The following is a 21,126-nucleotide window of genomic DNA, read 5'->3' on the forward strand; positions in this document are numbered from 1 at the left end:
CTATTAGTTATCTACTCTAAAATATATTTAAAACCATAACCAATAGTTTCAGTATCAAATAACCTATGGCTTCATCATCCAAGAAAGTAATTTATGCGGCATTAATCGGAAACGGTTTAATCTCAATTACTAAATTTTTTGCCGCCTTTTTTACCGGCAGTGCAGCAATGATGTCGGAAGGGATTCACTCCCTTGTTGATACCGGAAACCAAATATTGCTCCTTTTAGGTCTTAAGAAATCTAAAAAGCCTGCTGATAAAGATTTCCCTTTTGGTCATGGTAAAGAGATCTACTTTTGGAGCTTTGTAGTTGCAATTATGATTTTTGCAGTTGGGGCCGGTATCTCAATCTATGAGGGAATTCACAGCCTTATCGATCCCCATCCCGTAAAAAATCCGTTAGTTAATTACGTGGTCTTAGGATTGGCAATGATCTTTGAAGGTTTTGCTTGGTATTTTGCATGGAAAGAGTTTAATGCTGCTCGTGGTGATCGTGGGTATTATGAAGCCGTTCGTAAAGAAAAAAACCCCACTACCTTTGTGGTGCTTTTTGAAGATACAGCTGCGATGCTCGGGCTGGTAGTAGCCTTTGTTGGTATTGCACTGGGCCAACTTACCGGACTTCACATATTTGATGGTATTGCATCTATCATCATCGGACTTATACTTGGTGTAACCGCTGCCTGGTTAGCTTATGAAACGAAGGGCTTATTGATAGGTGAAAGTGCTGACACTGAAATAGTTGCAGGTATTCGCAAAATTGCATCACAGCACGAAGCAATACTTAATGTTAATGAAGCCCTGACAATGCACATGGGACCTAATTTCATACTTGCAAATATTAGTGTGGACTTCAAGGATTCTTTAGCTGTATCCGGGTTAGAAAATGATATTGCTCAAATCACTAAGGAGATCAAAAAAGAATTTCCATTAGTTAAACGCGTTTTTGTAGAAGCTGAGGACCATACACAACGTTAATATCGATCTGCTTTTAGTTATTACTATATATGCATTACCGATTCATTATACTCATACTGCTAATATCTCTCATTAGCGGTATACAATTAGTCTTGGCACAAACTGAAGTTCCATCTACTGCTAACAATAAAGAGACCTCGCAAACCAAATTCATAGATCATTTTGAGTGGATTCGAGGTAATAATAGTAATATTCATGAATTTCATGTAGTCGGTGGCTATTCCTTTCACTCTAGCCGGGGATTTTGGGGGAAAATACCAAAGGGTAACCTAGGTGTTTTAGGCTTGCGATATAATCGAAAAATTTTAGAATTAAATAATATACATACTATAGAGTATGTTTCTGAACTTAATATTTCTGTCCATTATTCATTATCCCCCACTAAGTTTGAATATGGCTCTGGAGAGTTCTCTGGTTTTGGTGGTACCCCTTTAGGATTCCAAATAAATCTTGGCAAACGAAATGTTATTCAGCCCTTTTTCAAAACTTCTACTGGCTTTATGTATTTCAAACGACCGTTTCCAGATGAGCGAGGAAGAAAATTTAACTTTACTCTGGAACTTGGAGGAGGGGTTGAGTATATGATATCCCAGAACTTTTCTTTCACTTTAGGTTATAAGTACCACCATATGTCAAATTTCTTTTTGGGAACTATTAATCCCGGCATCGACTCCAATATTTTTTACACTGGCATTACTATTTTTTGATTACTCTCTACCACTCATCTATTTCTTTAAGCACTTTCTTATTGAAATTAACCATGCAAACCTAGATTGACATAAAATCTAATCTAGCTATAAATGAAATTAAATTCCCCATTAAAACCCCAAGTGATCATAGATATCATAAATCCGAATGTTGGAATTGCACGTATTGTTAGGTAAATGCCAATAATAATAAATTGACAGATCATGAAATATCCAGCACTGCTAATCTCACTATTGCTTTTGGCCTGTGCCAGTAAAGAGTCTACAAATCAACCTGAGGTAGAAGCTGCGTCTATGCATACCCATGAGTTAGAGGCAGCACAATCAGATACAATGGAGAAATATAAAGTTGAAAAAACAAAAGAAGAATGGAAACAGATATTGACCTCCTCTGAATATCGGATTCTACGAGACCGAGGCACCGAGCTCCCTTACGTCAATGAATATTATGACAATAAAAAAGAAGGTGTTTATTACTGTGGAGCTTGCGGTCAACCGATATTTACATCAAAAACAAAATATGCTTCGGGTACAGGCTGGCCCAGCTTCTGGAAACCCATTAAACCATCTGCGATTGGCGAAAAAGAAGATAACAGCTTTTTTATGACCCGTACCGAAGTAGTATGTTCACGTTGCGGATCACACTTGGGGCATGTATTTAAAGATGGGCCCGAACCTACCGGACTTCGATACTGCCTGAACTCACTTGCCTTAGATTTTGAGGAAAAAGAATTGTCCAAAACTGATGTGCAAAATCTACCTGTCAAAGAAAAAAAAGAATAATACTAACTAATGAGCTGTAATTTCGTAATGAAGGACAGACGAAAAGGTCTGTCCTTTTTTTATTGGATCCTGTTTTATTATTTATCTCTTGCAAAAACAGTAATGCAGCTTATATCCTATGACTACATCAGATAACGTTATACTCAAGGGGGAGTTCAATCCCAAAATAAAAGTGTATTTAATAGTTTACCTTTCACTGATATTAACAGCTACCATTTTTGGAATCCTATTGCTCCCAATTTTGTGGATTGTAGGATGGTTATTAATCGATCGTTACTTTAATCGGCTGAGTGCTGAATTAACAAATCGAGCTTTGCGATTTGAGAAAGGTCTCCTATTTCACGTTGAACGCACAATTCCATTAGATAAAATACAAGATCTTACCTTTAAAGAAGGGCCCCTATTACGTTTTTTTGGTCTCAGTATACTAAAGGTTGAAACAGCCGGCAGCAGTGCGAAAAACGGTGCAGACCTCACCCTAATTGGTATTAAAGACGCTTCTGTATTTCGGTCTAATGTACTTAAACAACGTGATATAGTAACGGAAAATAAGTCAAATCCTTCCAATGCCCATAATAATGATTCGACATTGGCCGTACTTAAGGAGATCCGCGATTCACTAAAAATAATTGAACAAAAAATAGAACCTTAACTTTTATCACCGGCCATTGTTCTATCAGCTATTTTACCATTATAAAAGTAGAAAACACCCATTGCTATTCCCCACTGCACGGCTATAGTCGCTACTGAAAATGCACTAAGTGGATTGTACCAGCTTTCAGGTGCGTATGAGGTAATACTGAGATAGATCCACCAAACCAGTAATGAAATGACCTCAACAGGCACCACATATTTAATGATTACTGACCACCATTTGCCAAGTTTAATTTTACTTTCATTGTTATTGACAATCTTTTTACGGAATTGATCAGGATTAAACTTGATAATAGCAAACGACATAAAGGCACCGGAAACCATGAGACCTACAGCCCATACAAAATCCTGATTTGCTAATATATCAGTTGATATAGCAGAAGGCATACCCAAGAAAAAACCGGTTATACAAATTGCAATAGTGGCATTTTTCCGTGGGAATCCCATATCAACCAACACCCGGCTTGCTAATTCAATCATCGATATAAGGGAACTGAATGCTGCAAATGTTAATCCCAAGAAGAATAGTATTGCGAAAGCGGTACCGCCGGCCATTTCATTAAAGAGTTGCGGCATCCACATAAAAGTTAGTCCTGTTGAAGCCGGCCCTGAGGTTTTCATGATATCCAAAATTTCCCCATTTGCCATGGTACTTCCCAATGTGCCAAAAACTGTTGCAAAGATCGTCATTGCTGCCAACAATGAAACAATATTATTTCCAATACCGGTCTGAAAGGCACTGATTGTCACATCGTCTTTGGTACGCATATACGCTCCATATGTCAATATAAGCCCCCACGCAGCCCCGGTATCCCATGCATTTTGTGTTAAGGCCTCTAACCAGAGACTTGGTTCACTCAACATTGACCAATCCGGGGTAAAAAGGTATTCGAGCCCCTGACCACTGCCCTCTAAGGTAATAGCACGTGTCAGAGAAATTATTACTACTAAAAGTAGTGACGGAATTAAAACCTTGTTGATACGTTCAATAGAAGAGATGCCTTTAACAACAATAAAACCGCCTAAACCCATCATAACAGCATGAAAAACGGAAGGCCAAGCCGATCCCTGAAACCCATACCATACTGCTTCAGCCTGCTGTATATTTGCCGGCAGACTGCTGGTAACCGATTCAATTAAATAATATAAACACCAACCTGCTACAACACTATAGTAAAACATAATCGCCGTGGCCACAAAACCTATAAAGCTTCCCATCCAAGCATATTTTCGTCCAACCAGCTTTATAAAGGAACCTACCACCCCTTTTCGGCCATGCCGGCCAATCCCATACTCTGCAATAATTAGTGGGATCGAAAATAAGAACAAGCAACAGATCCAGGCAACAAGAAATGCTCCGGCTCCTTCCTGTCCACCATTTTGTGCTGCGATTCGTGGAAATCGCCAAATATTCCCTGTACCTACAGCAATACCCAGTACACTGAGAATAAGTCCCAGTTTTGATGAAAAGAATTCGTTGCCTTGGTTTTTAGAACCCATGAATATAGTTTTGATTTCATAGTTTTAGAATAAATAAACAGATGCGTCTATTTTTAAGGAATTTTTGGGGGAGTGGCAACCCTTTCATTCAATTGTTATCAAATTTTAAAAATATTTGATAATCCCATGCGTTAAAAGGGGCAAAAATAGTTGAACTATCCTATTGTAGATCGATATTTTGATTCTATCACACCTATGGCTATTATTGCCTGCTACACAACCAGAATTTAATTGTATTTAAACAATATAGGCGCGAATGTTTTCGAACCATACCTCGACCAACCGTACTTTAGCCCTATTTACTTTTTTAGCTAGTCTCGTTTTATATACCCTTACAATGGCACCGACAGCAAGCTTCTGGGATGCCGGAGAGTTCATTGCTGTTGCCCATGGGTTACAGGTTAATCACCCTCCCGGAGCACCTTTTTATTCGCTGCTGGGCCGCCTGTTTTCTATGTTCATGCCTGCCTCTTATGTAGCCATAAGTATAAACTTTATTAGTGCATTAAGTTCTGCACTAACGGTAATGTTGCTCTATCTTATCAGTGTACGCCTGGTCCGAGAATGGAAAGGGGCACCTGAAAGTATGATTAGCATCGACAAAATCGGAATGTATGGCGGTTCACTGTTGGGGGCATTGACATTTGCCGTAACTGATACCTTCTGGTTTAATGCTGTAGAAGCAGAAGTATATGCGATATCCCTGTTTTTTACAGCCATGGTGGTTTGGCTGGCACTGGTATGGGCAGAAAACCACGATGCTCCCCACAATGAGCGCTGGCTAATTCTTATTTCCTATTTATTCGGGCTTGCGCTTGGGGTCCACCTGCTGAATTTATTGGCCCTTTTCTTTGTAGCTCTTATCATTTACTTCAAGAAAAAAGAGTTCGACTGGGGTTCTTTTGCTTTAATGGCGGGCTTGGCGTCTGTTTCCTTCTTATTAATTTATCCCTTTACCCTGCAATCCATACCGTCCATAATGGAGGGGATAACAACAGCTAGCTATGGTCTTATTGGCCCAATTGCTTTTATAATAATGGTTCTTTTGGCTATTAGCTGGGGCCTTTACTATACGCATAAGAATAATCACCGAACTGCCAACATCGTGATATTATGTTATACGATGATTTTAATAGGCTATTCTTCATATGCCCTAATTTTTATTCGTTCATCTGCAGATCCGCCAATTGATGAAAATGACCCTGAAACCGTTGAATCTTTTATCGACTATCTTGAACGTAAGCAGTATGGGAATACGCCCCTATTAACTGGTTATTCATATGATAATGCCAAAGGCACTATTGACAGGGATAATGAAACCTTTTTTCCCCGGCGTTATTCAACGGCACCCCAACATATACGTCAATACTCTCAGTATTCCAGTGATCTAGACTTCTTCTTAGATTATCAGCTTAAGCATATGTATTGGAGATACTTTGCTTGGAACTTCATTGGCAGAGATGCTGATATCCAGGATTCCGGATGGCAGGCTGGTTTTGTAGATACGGAACATGAAGATAATCCCGCGCATAATAGTTATTACTATATCCCATTCCTATTAGGCCTTTTCGGAATGCTTTTTCACTTCCAAAATGATTGGAAACGGGCCCTCTCGGTCTTTGCCCTCTTTGCATTTACCGGTCTGGCTATTATCGTATTTCTAAATCAAACCCCTATGCAACCGCGAGAAAGAGATTACGCCTACGTCGGTTCCTTCTTTGCCTTTTCAATATGGATTGGTATGGGTGGAATGGGACTGATAGAATTGATCAAAGAATATCTTAACAGTAATAAAGTAGCCGCCTATAGCACCATTGGGATACTATTGCTAGCTTCCCCGGTTTTGGTTGGCGTGCAAAACTTTCATGACCATGATCGAAGTGAACGCTACGTAGCACCCGATTATGCTTATAACCTTTTACAATCAGCAGCCCCCAATTCTATTCTCTTCACCAATGGTGACAACGACACCTTTCCATTGTGGTATCTACAAGAGGTAGAAGGGATACGTACCGATGTACGTATTGTTTGTTTGAGCCTTCTTAATACCGAATGGTACATTAAGCAACTGCGTGATCAGTGGTCCCATGAGTCTCCTCCACTGCCAATTTCTCTTACAAATGACGAGATTGATCAACTCACTCAGAATTACAATCTGCATGAGCCAGATACCATTTCTATCCCTGTTAATAGAAATCTTTTGCAAAAAGCATTCTCTGATGAAAATAAATACAAAGAAACAATTGGTGTAAAACCTGACACTTCCCTCGAAATATATTCAAAAGGGATTGACTTTGATATGCCCGTAGACTCATTAGATGATGAAGTATCATGGTATTATAAAGGACGCTCACTAGGGAAAGGACGTGACGGCAAACAACGATATTATACTCAAGTACAAGACGAAGTTATCTTAGACATTTTAAAAACTAACCGCTGGCTTCGTCCTGTGTATTTTGCCAACACAGTATCGCGTCAAAGTCAATTAAACTTACAGTCCTATTTCCGATTTGAGGGCAAGGCTTACCGGGTTGTTCCTGATAAGCATAAAGGTGATCGTTATGGATGGATCAATCCAAAAATTCATGCAAAACGACTCAAAAAATTCCGATTCCGTAAGTGGAATAGCCCAGATGTATACCTTGATGAAAATATTCGTCGCATGCTTAGCAACTACCAAGTAAGCATCACGGAATTAGCTGATAAATATAAAGAGCTGGGACAACCAGATAGTGCCCGCTATTGGCTAAAATGGGGACAAGAACGTATTCCCTTCCTTAAAGCCTCTACAGGACTGTATCCGCTGGTGATGTACGCTTATAATTATGCTGATGTTGGAGGAACAACTGAAGCCCTTGAACTAGCGAATAAGGCAGAAAAGAAGGCCATTGAAATGCTTAAAGAAAACATGGTAAAGTTTTCTGAAATGCGACAAGAGATAGAACAGCTCAATCAAGAAACCAAGGAGGCCCGTCAGAATGCTGACATGAGTAAACAACAGCAACTACGCAGTCGAATCCAAAATGTAATGCAGCGTCGCCAAACAATTTCGCGCAACCTCTCCCGGAGTAGAGACTTCTTGGTTATTATTCAGCGGATATACTATCTAGCAGGAAATGATGAGAAAGCCACGGCGCTTTACGATAAAGTAAATGAAATTACGGGCGGACAGCTTCCCTTCCCGGATTCTAAAGAGGCCAGTAAATCAAAAGTTGAGCAATATGGACTCTAATAAATCAGATATTTATTGTATTAAAGAAATCTTAAATTTCTTATTCTTCAATCGGAATAGTATATTTACACCGTAATTGAAAATACGTCATAAGTTCGTACTCAATGGTTCACCAGTTTACAAAAGAAAATATTGATGCTATCGCCGACGTCCTTAAAACCGAAGCCAAACCTTTAGGCAATGATGTGTATCGGCTGGAAGTTTCAAACGAAGAGGAAGGTCGAAAGCTGGCCCTTGAAATTCATCTTGGTCTTGATGTCAAAGGCGATAACATGAATATGGTTTCAGTATATGCGCAAAATACTTTTTTGCAACTCCATAACTGTACTGCCTTTATAGCAAGTGACATGCTCAAACAGGTTACCTTTTTCGGACGTCAACAAGGAAGAACTTCTGGTCTTATTGTTGAACAAACGGCGGGATGCAGCCTCTATGCTAACGTTGGAGATACCATACTCAACAGTGATTTCACTCAGCTTCCTGAAGACCTTATGATGTGTGCTATTGCCCTTTCTCTTACAGAATCGGTAGATCTCGACGACTTTTCATTTGAGGAAGATGACCAATAATGAAAGGTAAGCTGCCTGATGTCCAGGTTTTTAACCAAACAGACTATGAAGTTCCACTTCCATCCGAAAAATATATTGCAGTAGCTTCTGCCCTTTCTAAATCGGAGGGTTGTGAATTTAATTTTATTGAAGTTGTGTATGTGGATGAAGATGAGATCGTCCGTATAAACGAAAATCATCTTGAGCGAGATTATGTGACCGACATTATTACTTTTCGGTATGATGAATCTACCAACAATAAGTCCATAGAAGGAACTATGTACTGTTGTGCCCCTCGAATTAAAGAACAGGCTGTAGAATTTGATGAACCCTTAAAGAGAGAATTTTTACGGATATATATCCATGGCTTATTACACCTTGCGGGCTATGAAGATAAAACAAACGAACAGAAGCAGTTGATGACTGCCAAAGAAAACGATTACCTTAGTATCGCTTAATTTATCTCATGAAAAAAGTTGTTCTCCCCTAACTACTTTGCCATATTTTCGTATAGGGTTTCTGTTAGCAATTTCATAACCAGACTTTACTATGGGCAAACAACAGTTAGAAACCAACGAAGATAGTAAAAAAGCACTTGATGTAGCCAAAGATAAAACCCGTGAGCATGCTCGTCACCTTTGGAAAATCGTTGCTCAATACAGCAAGATTGACGAACTCACCAAAACTTCTGCCCCTCCCACAACACCACCTCAGCGTAAAACACTCTACAGTGCCTCACTCATTAAGTTTTTATCTATTGTCCCCTACCTGTTGGGGATAATGTTTTTCATTTCATTCTTTTGGGATTTTAACGGGCTTTCCACGGGACTCTGGGGATGGCAACTCAAATTTGAGGGCCTTCTTAAAATAGTAAGTGTAAGTGGATTAATCGGATTTTTTACCAACTGGCTTGCTATTACTATGCTTTTCAAACCTGCTGAGAAACGTCCTATTCTAGGACACGGACTTATTCCGGCACAAAAAAACCGTATCGCCTATCGTTTGTCTCACGCAGTATCTGAGGACTTAATCAATCCGGAAATAATAAAGAAAAAGATTAGTGAATCAAATGTAATAAGCCGTTATCGGGAAGAATCAACCAAATACATTAAAAGTATTATTGATAATCCAGAGTTTCGGGATGAGTTAAAAGAATGGGTCATTATTTACCTCGATGAAATGATTGCTGATCCTGAAATTCGTGGTGCTCTTGCCGGGCGTATACTTCTTCAAATTGAAGATGCAATTCATGATAAATCTTTTGAAAAAGTAGCCCTCAAAGCCTACTCCTTTGTAAAAGGCCAAGAGATGCAGCATATTATTGAAGAAGCTCTTATTCAAATCCCGACCTCTGTTGAAAGTGGGTTAAACAAGATGGATGACTTGCTGGATGAACTGCCCCAAAAAATTGATGATCACAGTGATGCCATCGAAAATATTGTTACATCACTGCTGTACAAGCTTATCAATCAACTCAATGTTCAAAAGCTAGTAGAAGAAAATTTACGTAGTTATGATGAACAGCATATCTCAAATATCATAAAATCTGCTACGAATGAACAGCTACATTATATTCAATATTTAGGGGCGATACTTGGTTTAATAGGCGGTTTTATTATTTGGGAACCCCTTCTCAGCGTTATAATCCTCGCTGTATTATCCGGTACCCTACTATCCCTTGATACCATACTTATGAAACGAGCCAAATAAGAAATTCCTACAGTTGAAACCTACGATGTTGTAGAGAAGGGATTTTTTCCCGTACTATTTTCATTTTAGAAGGTTCAATCTCACCATAAGCTACTCCCGGTTCTTTACCGGCATTAGCAATAATATCGCCCCAGGGATCTATAATCATTGCATGTCCCCATGTTTTTCTATTTGGTCCGTGAGTACCTGTTTGTGCCGGTGCAAAAATATAACTGGTATTTTCTATTGCCCTAGCTTTGAGCAGCACTTTCCAATGATCTTGCCCTGTAGTATAAGTAAAGGCCGAAGGTACCGATAATACCTGTGCCCTATCAGCTAATATGCGGTAAAGTTCCGGAAAACGGAGATCATAACAGACCGACAATCCCCAATCCCCTATAGTTTCATCTTCATAGATAACCGGTTCAACCTTTCCGGCTTTGACATAATCCGATTCACGATATGATTCCTCTTCACTTAGATCTACATCAAAAAGATGAATTTTATTATATGATGAACGTTTCATTCCATCAGGACCATAAATGGTAGAGTGGTTGTAAACTTTCCCTTCTTTGGTCGGTACGGGATAGCTGCCCCCCATTATGTATAATCCAAAATCTTTTGCCGTTTTTGACAGAAATTGGGGTATGCGTTCGGCAATCTCATCAGCCCGCTCCATCCGCATCGATAACCCTCCAAGAAATGCAAAGTTTTCAGGGAGACCTGCAACGAGTGCCCCATTTTCAGAGGCTTCTTTGATCAAATTAAATGCCTTTTCCAGATTCTCATCAAGATCTGTTTGACTATTCATTTGGATAACAGCGGCCTTATAAGATGATGACATCATAAATTTTCAGTTTGATAATATTATCAGAAACATAATTAATTATATAAGAGCAATTATATCAGTTATAAAATAAAAAAGGTGTGACATTTATCATGCCACACCTTCTCATTACAATAGATCGGTAGTAATTATATTTAGTTATTTATTCGATTTTGCTCCTCTATTCAGATACTCCTCATAAAGTTGCGTATGTCGACTTACCATTGGAATTTTATAACCACGGATAAAAACCTGCTCAATATGGTTCATCGGCTCAAAGGGATCACCATCGGAGATAAAGAGATTTGCCTGCTTTCCTTTTTCAATACTACCCAGCTGATCCCCAACATCGAATATCTCTGCAGCATTGAGTGTAATTGCTTTGAGAGCCTCTTTCTTTCCCAACCCATACGTTGCCGCGTACCCAGCGTGGTAAGGCGCATTACGCACATTTTCAACTCCACCAGTAGCAATAGCAACTTTAACTCCGGCTTCATGTAGCTTTCCGGGATTTTGATAAGGCCTCTGATAATTATCGTAATCTCGCTGAGGGGTATAAAGTGTAGAAACCAAACACGGTAGACCGGCATCAGCAATTTCGTCAGCTACCCGCCATCCATCTTGTACGCCTGCTAAAATAAAACGTGCTTCAGGATGTTCTTTTGTCCACTCTATAGCATTCAATATATCTTTTTTAGCATCAACAGAGATTATTACCGGTATTTCTCCAGTTATAACTTCTCTCATCGCCTGCATTTTTTTATCGGCATCGGGTTTCTCTTTATTTTGTGGATTGGCTTCATAAGCCAACATCATCTTATGGTAAAATTCAGCTTTAGACCAAAAATTATTCAGAGTTTTAAGCTTTTCTTCATACTCTTTTTTAATCTTTTTGTCACTGCGGTCATCCCACCATCCTCTTTTTTGAGAATTTGGCCAGTTTAAGTGTAAACCCGTATTAGCAGATACAGCCATGGAATCAGGTGAATAGCCATAAAGGTCAATGAGTGTTCCTTTTCCTGAAATCAAACCTGAAACGGGTAAGGAAACTACATGAGTAATACCATTTACCCGTGTGACCGGGATATTAACACTACTTGGATTAATAGCAGTAAATGCTCGTACATGGGGATTCAAATCACCCAATTCAGCTTGATCATTCGTCACTGCTACAGCTCCAATTTCTTGAAGTCCGAGTTGGGTTCCTGCATCCATAAATCCAGGATACAGATGCTTTCCGGTTGCATCAATACGCTGATAATCCGCGGTAATCTTTGCATTTTTACCGACATGGACAATCTTTTCGCCATTGATCAATACCACTCCATTCTGGATAACACCATCGCTCACAGTATGGATGGTGGCATTTGTAATTGCGAACTTGCCATATTCAGCTTTTTCGGTAATTTGAGCTTCGGCGCTCATTCCGATAACAAAAACCAACAGGCATGTTGTCAAAAATGATTTATAATACTTCATAAGAATTTCTGCCTCTTTCAATTTCAATTAATTTCTACTCTGATTGAGCTTCATGCCCTTCTTAGTGAAGCGAATCTCAGCTCCTTGCAGGCATGTATTGTTCTGACGACCGTTTTCATTGTACCAACGGCTGCGGCCTTCATCAAAATCAGTCTCGGCATCTGCTTCCAGTCGCATATCATTCTTATCTTCTGAGCGGTCAAAATATTTCTTTCCATCCACATACGTTTTCTCAGCAATACTGTAGATACTCAACGGATGGCCGTTCCAGATAGCTATATCTCCGTGTTTTCCTTCTTCAATACTGCCAACCTTATCATCAATACCCAACTGCATTGCCGGATTAATCGTAATCATCTTTAGAGCATCTTGCTTAGAAGTGCCTCCATAGTGTACTGCTTTTGCAGCCTCGTGATTAAGGTGACGAATAAGTTCACCACTGTCAGAGTTAATACTATTTCTTACGCCATTGGCATTGAGTATGGAAGCATTATAAGCCGTAGAGTAGTATACCTCGAACTTATAGGCCCACCAATCTGCAAACACGGAGGTATATGCATTATTTTTTTTAAGCTCCGGTGCTACTTTAAACGCTTCATTAGCATGTTGGAAGGTATAATTCTCGATTCCGTAATCATTGAAAACGCGCATCAACATTACAATTTCATCTGCACGGTACGAGTGGGTGTGTACCCAAACTTCACCTTCAATAATATCAACTAATACCTCTAAACGCTCATTCTTTGCTACTGGGATAGGAGGATTATCGCGGTCTCCGCTCTCGTAAGCTTCTTTCGCATCCAAGTATTCTTGTCGGTTGCGTTTATAGTCCAAGGCTGCATCAAAATGATCTCGCACAACCTGTTCAACACCCATACGACTACGAGGCTTAACGTCAAATCCCTGACCATGCACGCGTGTGGGGTTCTCACCGAGTGCAAACTTTATAGTTCGGGGTGCCCCCTTGAAACGCATTTCATCCATACTGGATCCATAGCGCAGCTTTAGTGTCTCATTTTGACCACCAATTACATTTGCGGACCCGTGCATCAGATGAATTGAGGTTACCCCTCCTGCCAGTGCCCAATAAATATTGACATCTGTAGGATCGATGGATTCCTCCATTGAGACTTCAGCAGTTACAGGATTGGTCCACTCATTCACATCAACTGCAGCTATATGTGAGTGCGCATCAATAATTCCCGGCATTACATACTTACTACCGGCATCAACTATTTCAACTCCCCTGGGAGCGGAAAGATCTTTTCCTATTTTCGTGATGACTCCATCTTCAATTAATACATCGGTATCGGCTTTATTGCCATCAGTGATGGTCATTACCGTACCATTTTTAATTAAAACAGAGCCTGTTTTCTGTGCATATCCACTAACGCCAATACACAGTGCTATAACTAATAATAATAGCTTCTTCATAATATTACTCGTTGGAAGATTCTGATTCAAATTCTGAAAGCTTTCCATCTGATACAGAGAAAAGGACCTTCGTTTCCTTCTCGGTAAATGGTTTAGAGAATACTGTAAAGCTGGCCATATTGCCTGCTGCAATGTCTCCCATCTTATTCCCATATCCCAAAATTTCTGCTGTATTCTGAGTCAGCATTTTTAAAATATCACCTTCGGAAAGTTCGCCCTCTTCATTAAGGGTTATAATATTCTTTTGAATATCGGAAAGCTTAATCCCATGTGAGGCATAGCCTACTTTCACACCAGCATCAACAAGCTTTCGGATATTTCTAATATCTGCTTTATAAGCTGTTAATTGCCGATCACGAAATACACGCATCTCCTCGGTTACTTCTTCGAGCTCTTCTTTAGCTTCACTTTCGTCTTCCTTTTCTTCAGCCTTTTTCCAGTCGGGCTTTTCTGGAAGATCAATACTCGCCAATACGGGAATATTACGCTCTTTCAATGCATCAGCTTTCTTATATGCTTCCTTGCCAGACACAATCACAACCTCAAAGCCAAGTTCATCTTGCAACCAAAAAAGTCGTTCTATGTTCTCTTTACTATCAACAGCAAAGTAGAAAGGTTGCTCCTGATCCATTACGGGATATAATGCTTCCAAAACCTTGTCTTTTTCCGGTGCAGAATAATTCCCAGATGTTGAGGCATAGTATTGTTGCTGTTGACGTAATGCCTCGGCATCGTTGAATAATTGACGGAAGGTTGTCATAATACCCATTGTAGTAGAAGGATAAGCTGTACCCCCTGCCTCTTCAAATTGAGCTAATACCCCTATACCATTTTCAAGCATATGCTCTTTCGTTTTTTCACCGTTGATCGAAAACAAATCGACTTGTCCTGCCAGCATACGTCCCTTTAAACCAATAGCAGCCGTGGTAAATCCATGTTTGGGGGCGTCGTCAAATGCTGAATCATCAAACTTTAACTGGTCTGCAGCTGAACGATCTGGTTGTATACCTGCTCTGGCATAGCTGGGGTTTCCGGGCTCATCAGGTTGTTTTGAGTCATTTGCAATATCGGGACTTCCCCAATGTGCCAGGCCATCAATAAATCCGGGATATACATGGAGGCTGTCACCGCCATCACGAACATAAGCATCAAATGGAATGGTCACATCCTTGCCCAATGAGGTTATTACCCCATTACGCCAAACAATAGTGCCACTTTCTATGGTTTCTCCATCTGCAGCATGAATTATCACATTCTTAAAAGCCTCAGCAGGTGAGGTCTGTGACAAAACTGGTAATGAATACACCATCAGAAGGGCGATACATAACACAGTGGTACGCACTAACTTCATAAGATAGGTATTGGATTGTCGTTTTAATTATGAAATGAAATAATAACAATCTGTTAACGATATAAAAGTTCCAAAACGATAAAAGATGTAAAGAGAAGAAGAAATTATTCACTACAAGGTACGGCCAATGCCCCTACCTATTTCAGGTACTACTGATAACCGACCTTTTAAACCTGCATAACACCTGTTTTAAAATCATCCATTTCAGGATTGTGGTTAGCACATTTTATCGCGTGTGAAATTCTATCACGTGTATCAACAGGATTAATAATACCATCTACCCATAGTCGTGCAGCGGCATAACGTGCATCTGTTTGGTGTTCATATCGCTCACTAATCTCTTTCATAATCTGTTGCTCTTCCTCTTCAGTAATCTCTTTACCCTGTTTTTCAAGTGATGAAACCCGAATTTGAGTTAAAACTTTAGCAGCTTGTGTTCCTCCCATTACTGCTATCTGAGCTGATGGCCAGGCATACATAAAGCGAGGATCATAAGCTCTACCACACATGGCATAGTTTCCGGCGCCATAACTATTACCAACAACAATAGTAATCTTGGGTACCGTACTGTTAGATACCGCATTCACCATTTTAGCACCATCTTTAATGATTCCTCCATGTTCTGCTCGCTTCCCAATCATGAAACCTGAAACATCTTGTAAAAAGACCAGTGGTATTTTTTTCTGGTTACAGTTCATTATAAACCGTGCTGCTTTATCGGCTGAGTCAGAATATATGACCCCACCAACCTGCATTTCCCCCTTATTAGTCCGGGTAATTTTGCGCTGATTAGCAACAATACCTACACTCCATCCGTCAATACGAGCGAAACCCGTAATTAATGTTTGTCCGTAGCCCTTTTTAAACTCTGTAAATGAATCTTTATCAACTACACATTCCAAAACCTCATGCATATCATAAGGTTTTGTTCTATCATCAGGGAAAACATCAAAAATTTCATCCGCATTGCGTGCAGGGGCTACAGCTTCTGTTCGATTGAAACCCGCCTTGTCAAAAGGCCCCAACTTATCTACCAGATCTCGTACAGTCTCTAAACACTCTTCATCATCTTGAACCTTATAATCTGTTACCCCACTTATTTCTGTATGGGTAGTGGCACCACCGAGTGTTTCATTATCTACGTCTTCACCTATTGCTGCTTTTACAAGATAACTTCCGGCCAAGAACACACTACCGGTACCATCCACAATTAATGCTTCATCACTCATAATGGGTAAATATGCCCCTCCTGCCACACAGCTGCCCATAATAGCAGCAATCTGTGGGATTCCTTCGGCACTTAAGCGAGCATTATTTCTAAAAATTCGACCAAAATGGTCTTTATCCGGAAATATTTCATCCTGCATCGGAAGGTAAACCCCTGCAGAATCAACCAGATAAAGAATAGGGAGTTTATTTTCTAATGCAATCTCCTGAGCCCTTAAATTTTTCTTTGCCGTTATTGGAAACCAAGCCCCCGCTTTTACGGTTGCATCATTGGCTACAATAATACAATCTCTCCCCGATACACTGCCGATTCCCGTTACCACTCCACCAGACGGGCATCCGCCTTCCTCTTCATACATCTCGTATCCGGCCCATAGCCCCAATTCATAGAGCTCCGTATCCTCATCAATTAACATATCGATACGTTCACGAGCCGTGAGCTTACCTTTATTATGATGTTTCGCAATCCTTTTCTCTCCACCTCCTTTTTTTATCTCATTTTCAGTTTCATTAATCTGCTTAATAAGTGATTTTAAATCTTGCGAAGAACTAGAATTGCTGGAACTCATAGAGCGGATAACGTTTTATAGATACTAGATTATTGTTTTTAAGCGTTCTCAAAATAACGATTTTTAGCAATTGCAAAAGTAATGAATGTATCTATTTCGATTCAAGTTCATTACTTTGTTCTTTTTTCGGGTAAATACAATTTCTAACAAATCAGATGAGCTGTGAAATCATTTAATTATTTATTATCAACAGCGCTGTTTGTCTTGGGTATGCTTTTTATTTCCGATACTGCTTCTGCCCAATGGAATACGGAATACCAACAATTAGTAAATACAAAAGAAAAGAACCCTATTTCGGTTCATATAATTACCTTACCGGAAAAGTCAGACTCGACTGTTACCTTAGGTATTGTATTCAGTATGCCTTACAGCTATTTACATTTTAAGAAAAATGACCATTCTAATAATGGAAATGATTTTTCTACCAGTCTTGAATTCAATGTAGAGGTTTTTAAAAATACAAAAACACACTCATCTTCAAATGATGAATTCTCAATTGAGGGATTAGAGCCTATTGCCCGGGACTTTTGGGAAGACACTGTTTATGCTAAAAACTATGAACAAAGCCAATCTAGGGAATATTTTTTAAACAGATATTTAAAAATACCGTTACCCCCCGGAACGTATGATTATGTACTGCAAATGAAAAAAAGTACAGATTCTCAAAGCAGAATATCGCAAAGACAAACAGTACATATCTCCTCCTTCAAAAATGGAAAGAAGGGTAACGTTATTTTGGGGAATAAACTCACAAAAGAAAATGGAGATTTACAGTTGAGTTTATCACGATTAGGCAGCAATGTAACTTATGGCAAGAATTTTTATATGCTGGCGTATATCCCTGACTACGATTCTACAACCAATTACTCACTTGAGATAAATAATCTGGAAGTCTCACAAAAAGATACAAGCCAAAGTAGTACTGTTTATTCACATACTCTTTCCAGAGATGACATTAAAACAGAGGTTCTTCCTACTCTATCAAAAGATAAAGAGGGTAAAACTCAAATCCGCCTACAGAATATTGAGAATAGCTATACCTATGCCTTAGTTAAAGTACCTAATAAGAAATTCCCAAATGGATTTTATCGCTTAACAATTTCAAAAAGCGGTCAGGATAAGGCTATCGTTTATGAAACTTATAAATCTATTTGGGTAGATATGCCCAAAAGTCTGCTCAACTTAAATGTTGCAATAGATATGTTGCACTATATCGTCGATGACAAAACACTTGATCGTCTATCAAATGGTTCGGCCAAAGAAAGAGAACAAAAATTCCATAATTTTTGGAAAGAGCGAGACCCAAGCCCAAATACAGATTATAATGAACTTATGGCCGAGTATTATCGGCGTATAGATTATGCTTACAACAAATTTTCAACCCAAAACAGAGCAGGTCATAAAAGTGACCGTGGTAAAGTTTATATTAAGTTTGGCCCCCCAAAAGATATGCAACGAAAGTTTCCTACAAACGGCCCTACAACAGAGATCTGGACCTACCCATCCAGAAAATTTATATTTCATGCCACAACAGGGTTTGGGGACTTTAAACTGGTCTCAAAAGAAAAGCTTTAGTTTATGTCGACAATAAATCAGCGAATAGTAATCAGTAGCGGTGATTTCAACGGAATTGGTCCAGAAGTCATATTAAAAACACTGGCCATACAACCAAGGGATTCTGTTACCCCAATTATTCTGGGTAATGCTGATGTATTCGACTTTTATTCTAAGAGAATTACAGAAGAGGTTAAATATCATCAAATTCATAGCATTGATAATATAAAAGAGGGTCACGTAAATATTCTTGAGTGCTATGGTGATGAATCACCTGATGTTAACCCCGGTATATTTACCAAACAGTCCGGCAAATGTGCTATGCTTGCTGTAGAAAAAGGCATTGAACTATGTAAAAGCAATTTTGCTGATGCTCTTGTTACAGCACCTATATCAAAAGAAGCCGTCAATATTGCTGGCTACCAAATTCCGGGTCATACCGAATTTTTAGCTGAGCATACCAACTGTACAGACTTCATGATGATGTTAGTTAATAATGGACTGAGAGTAGGGTTGACTTCCGTTCATGTGCCTTTGGCTTCGGTAGCTGACGAAATTACCGAGCAAAATATATTGCACCATCTCTCAATTATGGATCGAAGCCTTAAAAATGATTTTAACATCGAGCATCCCAACATTGCCGTATTGGGCTTAAATCCACATGCCGGTGACGGTGGTATTATTGGGAATGAAGAAATTGAAATAATATCACCTACTATCGAAAAAGCCTATGAAGGAGGCATTAATGCAAGTGGGCCTCATCCCGCTGATGGTTTTTTCGGAAACCGAAAATACAAAGAATATGATGGTATATTAGCCATGTATCATGATCAGGGACTGATCCCTTTTAAAACCCTCTCTTTTGGAGCCGGTGTTAATTTTACGGCAGGCCTCCCGATTATTCGCACATCGCCTGACCATGGTACCGCTTTCGACATTGCAGGAGCGGGCAAAGCCAACTCATCTTCTTTTACCCAAGCTTTTGAACTAGCAGTAACTCTTGCTAAGAATCGCCAAAATGAAGTAATACACTCATGAGTACTATTGAATATCCGGAATATTCTAAACTAGCCGATATCTATGATTCCGTCATGCAGGATGTCAACTATGACCTTTGGGCTGATTTTATTGATGCCCTAATGTTAAATCATCATCCTAATCCTGAAACAGTATTAGAACTAGCCTGTGGTACCGGTTCTCTGGCCCTTTCTCTTGACGAGTTAGAATGCTATGACATTTTAGGGACTGACAAATCTCCCCACATGATCACCAAAGCACGAGAAAAAAATAAAGAAATGAGATGTAACGTCGACTTTGAGGTCATGGACTTCCTCGATATCAATCTGGATCAAACCTTTGATATTGTTGTTTCTGTATTTGATAGTATCAATTATTTACATTCCCCTGAAGAGATAAAACAGTTTTTAAAAGAAGTTAAAGTGGTGCTAGATTCGCAAAGTCTGTTAATATTTGATTTTACGACCCCTAAAAACTCAATGCGTGCAATAGATTATTTGCATAACGAAGAAGGATATACTGATGACGGATATCATTTCTTTCGGAAAAGCACCTATGATTCCGGTGATCAAATTCATGTTAATGATTTTAAGATTCGAAAACTCGCAGAGGATCGAGAAACTGTATTAGCTGAATACCAGGAATCACACAGTCAACGCGCCTATACCCTTGAACAAATGCTTGATATTATCGATGAAACAGCGTATAACTTAATAGCGAAATATAGCGACTTCGAATTTGAAGAAGCAGATGAACATAGTTTACGAATCACAATGGTTTTACAATGTCCCAACATTCAGTAATTAAATTTCAAAACGTTAGTGTCTCATACGATCACCGACCGGTACTTGATAATATCAATTTTAGTTTAGGTAATGGAGAATTTGCCTACCTTATTGGCCAAACCGGGGCCGGAAAAAGCTCTTTTTTACGACTCATATATCGCGACCTATTACCCGATGAAGGATCGGTATCGGTAGCTGGAATGAATGTTACTTCCCTAAAAGATAAAAAAGTACCCTATTTACGCCGTCGCCTGGGAATTGTATTTCAAGACTTCCAGCTTCTACCCGATCGTACTGTTTATGAAAACGTAGCTTTTTCTCTACAAGTTACCGGCGAAAAGAAAAGCTTCATTAAACAGAGAGTATTAGAAGTATTAGGGATGGTTGGACTAAGCCATAAACGCCGTAATATGCCCGAAGATCTTTCAGGAGGCGAACAGCAGCGAGTTGTTATTGCCCGTGCACTGGCCAATGAACCTCGCATTATGTTGGCCGATGAACCAACAGGCAACCTTGATCCGGCTGCTTCTTCAGAGATCATGGATCTGCTTAAGCAGATTAATAACCGAGGCATGGCCGTCCTGATGGTGACACATGACTATGATACCGTAAAACAGTATCCCTACCGAACTCTTAAGCTTGAAGAGGGAGAAATTAAAGAGATAGATGTCAAAGGGTTGTAATAAGCTATTGAGGTTATTTATTTACAATACCACAATCATTACATTTAAAGACAACTCTCGTTATTGAGTAAACTACCTGCATTGGTAGACAAATGTTTTTAGTCTCACGCC

18 protein-coding genes are annotated in these 21,126 nt (G+C 39.4%); 12 read left to right on the forward strand and 6 right to left on the reverse strand.

Features of this window, described 5'->3' with window-relative positions:
- Positions 1–65: 65 nt before the first annotated feature.
- From FCN14_RS03565 to FCN14_RS03580, 4 genes are all read left to right on the forward strand, one after another.
- On the forward strand, positions 66–977 hold the full coding sequence (locus FCN14_RS03565; protein WP_138429713.1) for a cation diffusion facilitator family transporter: 912 nt from the start codon (positions 66–68) through the stop codon (positions 975–977).
- A 92-nt stretch (positions 978–1,069) separates the two neighbouring features.
- On the forward strand, positions 1,070–1,684 hold the full coding sequence (locus tag FCN14_RS03570) for an acyloxyacyl hydrolase (RefSeq protein WP_171032794.1): 615 nt from the start codon (positions 1,070–1,072) through the stop codon (positions 1,682–1,684).
- A gap of 333 nt (positions 1,685–2,017) precedes the next feature.
- The gene (msrB, locus tag FCN14_RS03575) at positions 2,018–2,467 is read left to right on the forward strand and encodes a peptide-methionine (R)-S-oxide reductase MsrB (RefSeq protein ID WP_138430697.1); all 450 of its coding nucleotides are present in this window, start codon (positions 2,018–2,020) and stop codon (positions 2,465–2,467) included.
- Positions 2,468–2,585: 118 nt separating this feature from the next.
- Positions 2,586–3,119, forward strand: coding sequence for a PH domain-containing protein (locus FCN14_RS03580; RefSeq protein WP_138429715.1), 534 nt, complete (start codon positions 2,586–2,588; stop codon positions 3,117–3,119).
- On the opposite strand, the gene FCN14_RS03585 is transcribed toward FCN14_RS03580, so the two are convergent.
- Positions 3,116–4,621 (reverse strand): sodium-dependent transporter, encoded by a 1,506-nt coding sequence (locus FCN14_RS03585; RefSeq protein WP_138429716.1) that lies wholly within the window; start codon positions 4,619–4,621, stop codon positions 3,116–3,118. The two genes, FCN14_RS03580 and FCN14_RS03585, sit on opposite strands and share 4 nt — an antisense overlap.
- 337 nt (positions 4,622–4,958) lie before the next feature.
- On the opposite strand from FCN14_RS03585, the gene FCN14_RS03590 reads away from it, so the two are divergent.
- The 4 genes from FCN14_RS03590 to FCN14_RS03605 all read left to right on the forward strand — a co-directional run bounded on the left by FCN14_RS03590 (position 4,959) and on the right by FCN14_RS03605 (position 10,111).
- On the forward strand, positions 4,959–7,853 hold the full coding sequence (locus FCN14_RS03590; protein ID WP_246043091.1) for a protein O-mannosyl-transferase family: 2,895 nt from the start codon (positions 4,959–4,961) through the stop codon (positions 7,851–7,853).
- Positions 7,854–7,957: 104 nt separating this feature from the next.
- Positions 7,958–8,422 carry a hypothetical protein gene (locus tag FCN14_RS03595; RefSeq protein ID WP_138429718.1) on the forward strand — a complete coding sequence of 155 codons (465 nt, stop codon included), beginning with the start codon at positions 7,958–7,960 and terminating at the stop codon, positions 8,420–8,422.
- Positions 8,422–8,859, forward strand: coding sequence for an rRNA maturation RNase YbeY (gene ybeY, locus FCN14_RS03600; RefSeq protein WP_138429719.1), 438 nt, complete (start codon positions 8,422–8,424; stop codon positions 8,857–8,859). The genes FCN14_RS03595 and ybeY overlap by 1 nt, the downstream gene beginning before the upstream one ends.
- A 91-nt stretch (positions 8,860–8,950) precedes the next feature.
- The gene (locus tag FCN14_RS03605; RefSeq protein WP_138429720.1) at positions 8,951–10,111 is read left to right on the forward strand and encodes a DUF445 domain-containing protein; all 1,161 of its coding nucleotides are present in this window, start codon (positions 8,951–8,953) and stop codon (positions 10,109–10,111) included.
- A gap of 7 nt (positions 10,112–10,118) precedes the next feature.
- Here FCN14_RS03605 and FCN14_RS03610 read toward each other — a convergent pair whose 3' ends face one another.
- From FCN14_RS03610 to FCN14_RS03630, 5 genes are all read right to left on the reverse strand, one after another.
- Positions 10,119–10,937, reverse strand: coding sequence for a carbon-nitrogen hydrolase family protein (locus FCN14_RS03610; protein ID WP_212747556.1), 819 nt, complete (start codon positions 10,935–10,937; stop codon positions 10,119–10,121).
- 138 nt (positions 10,938–11,075) lie between these two features.
- A complete protein-coding gene (locus tag FCN14_RS03615) occupies positions 11,076–12,395 on the reverse strand; it encodes an amidohydrolase family protein (protein WP_212747557.1) in 1,320 nt (439 codons plus the stop codon).
- Positions 12,396–12,422: 27 nt separating this feature from the next.
- Complete coding sequence (locus tag FCN14_RS03620) at positions 12,423–13,829, reverse strand: amidohydrolase family protein (RefSeq protein ID WP_138429721.1); 1,407 nt, start codon at positions 13,827–13,829, stop codon at positions 12,423–12,425.
- Positions 13,830–13,833: 4 nt separating this feature from the next.
- A complete protein-coding gene (locus FCN14_RS03625; protein ID WP_138429722.1) occupies positions 13,834–15,180 on the reverse strand; it encodes an amidohydrolase family protein in 1,347 nt (448 codons plus the stop codon).
- A 167-nt stretch (positions 15,181–15,347) separates the two neighbouring features.
- Positions 15,348–16,976, reverse strand: a complete 1,629-nt coding sequence (locus FCN14_RS03630; RefSeq protein ID WP_138429723.1) for an acyl-CoA carboxylase subunit beta — start codon at positions 16,974–16,976, stop codon at positions 15,348–15,350.
- Between the two features lie 162 nt (positions 16,977–17,138).
- Here FCN14_RS03630 and FCN14_RS03635 point away from each other — a divergent pair, with 162 nt between their 5' ends.
- From FCN14_RS03635 to ftsE, 4 genes are read left to right on the forward strand one after another with little or no spacing between them, the layout of a single operon-like run.
- A complete protein-coding gene (locus FCN14_RS03635; RefSeq protein ID WP_138429724.1) occupies positions 17,139–18,551 on the forward strand; it encodes a GWxTD domain-containing protein in 1,413 nt (470 codons plus the stop codon).
- A 3-nt stretch (positions 18,552–18,554) separates the two neighbouring features.
- Positions 18,555–19,568 (forward strand): 4-hydroxythreonine-4-phosphate dehydrogenase PdxA, encoded by a 1,014-nt coding sequence (gene pdxA, locus FCN14_RS03640; protein WP_138429725.1) that lies wholly within the window; start codon positions 18,555–18,557, stop codon positions 19,566–19,568.
- Positions 19,565–20,350, forward strand: coding sequence for a class I SAM-dependent DNA methyltransferase (locus FCN14_RS03645; protein WP_138429726.1), 786 nt, complete (start codon positions 19,565–19,567; stop codon positions 20,348–20,350). Before pdxA ends, FCN14_RS03645 begins: the two co-directional genes overlap by 4 nt.
- On the forward strand, positions 20,332–21,015 hold the full coding sequence (gene ftsE / locus FCN14_RS03650; RefSeq protein WP_138429727.1) for a cell division ATP-binding protein FtsE: 684 nt from the start codon (positions 20,332–20,334) through the stop codon (positions 21,013–21,015). Before FCN14_RS03645 ends, ftsE begins: the two co-directional genes overlap by 19 nt.
- Positions 21,016–21,126 lie beyond the last annotated feature (111 nt).

The organism is Fodinibius saliphilus, assembly GCF_005869845.1.
GTDB lineage: Bacteria > Bacteroidota > Rhodothermia > Balneolales > Balneolaceae > Fodinibius > Fodinibius saliphilus.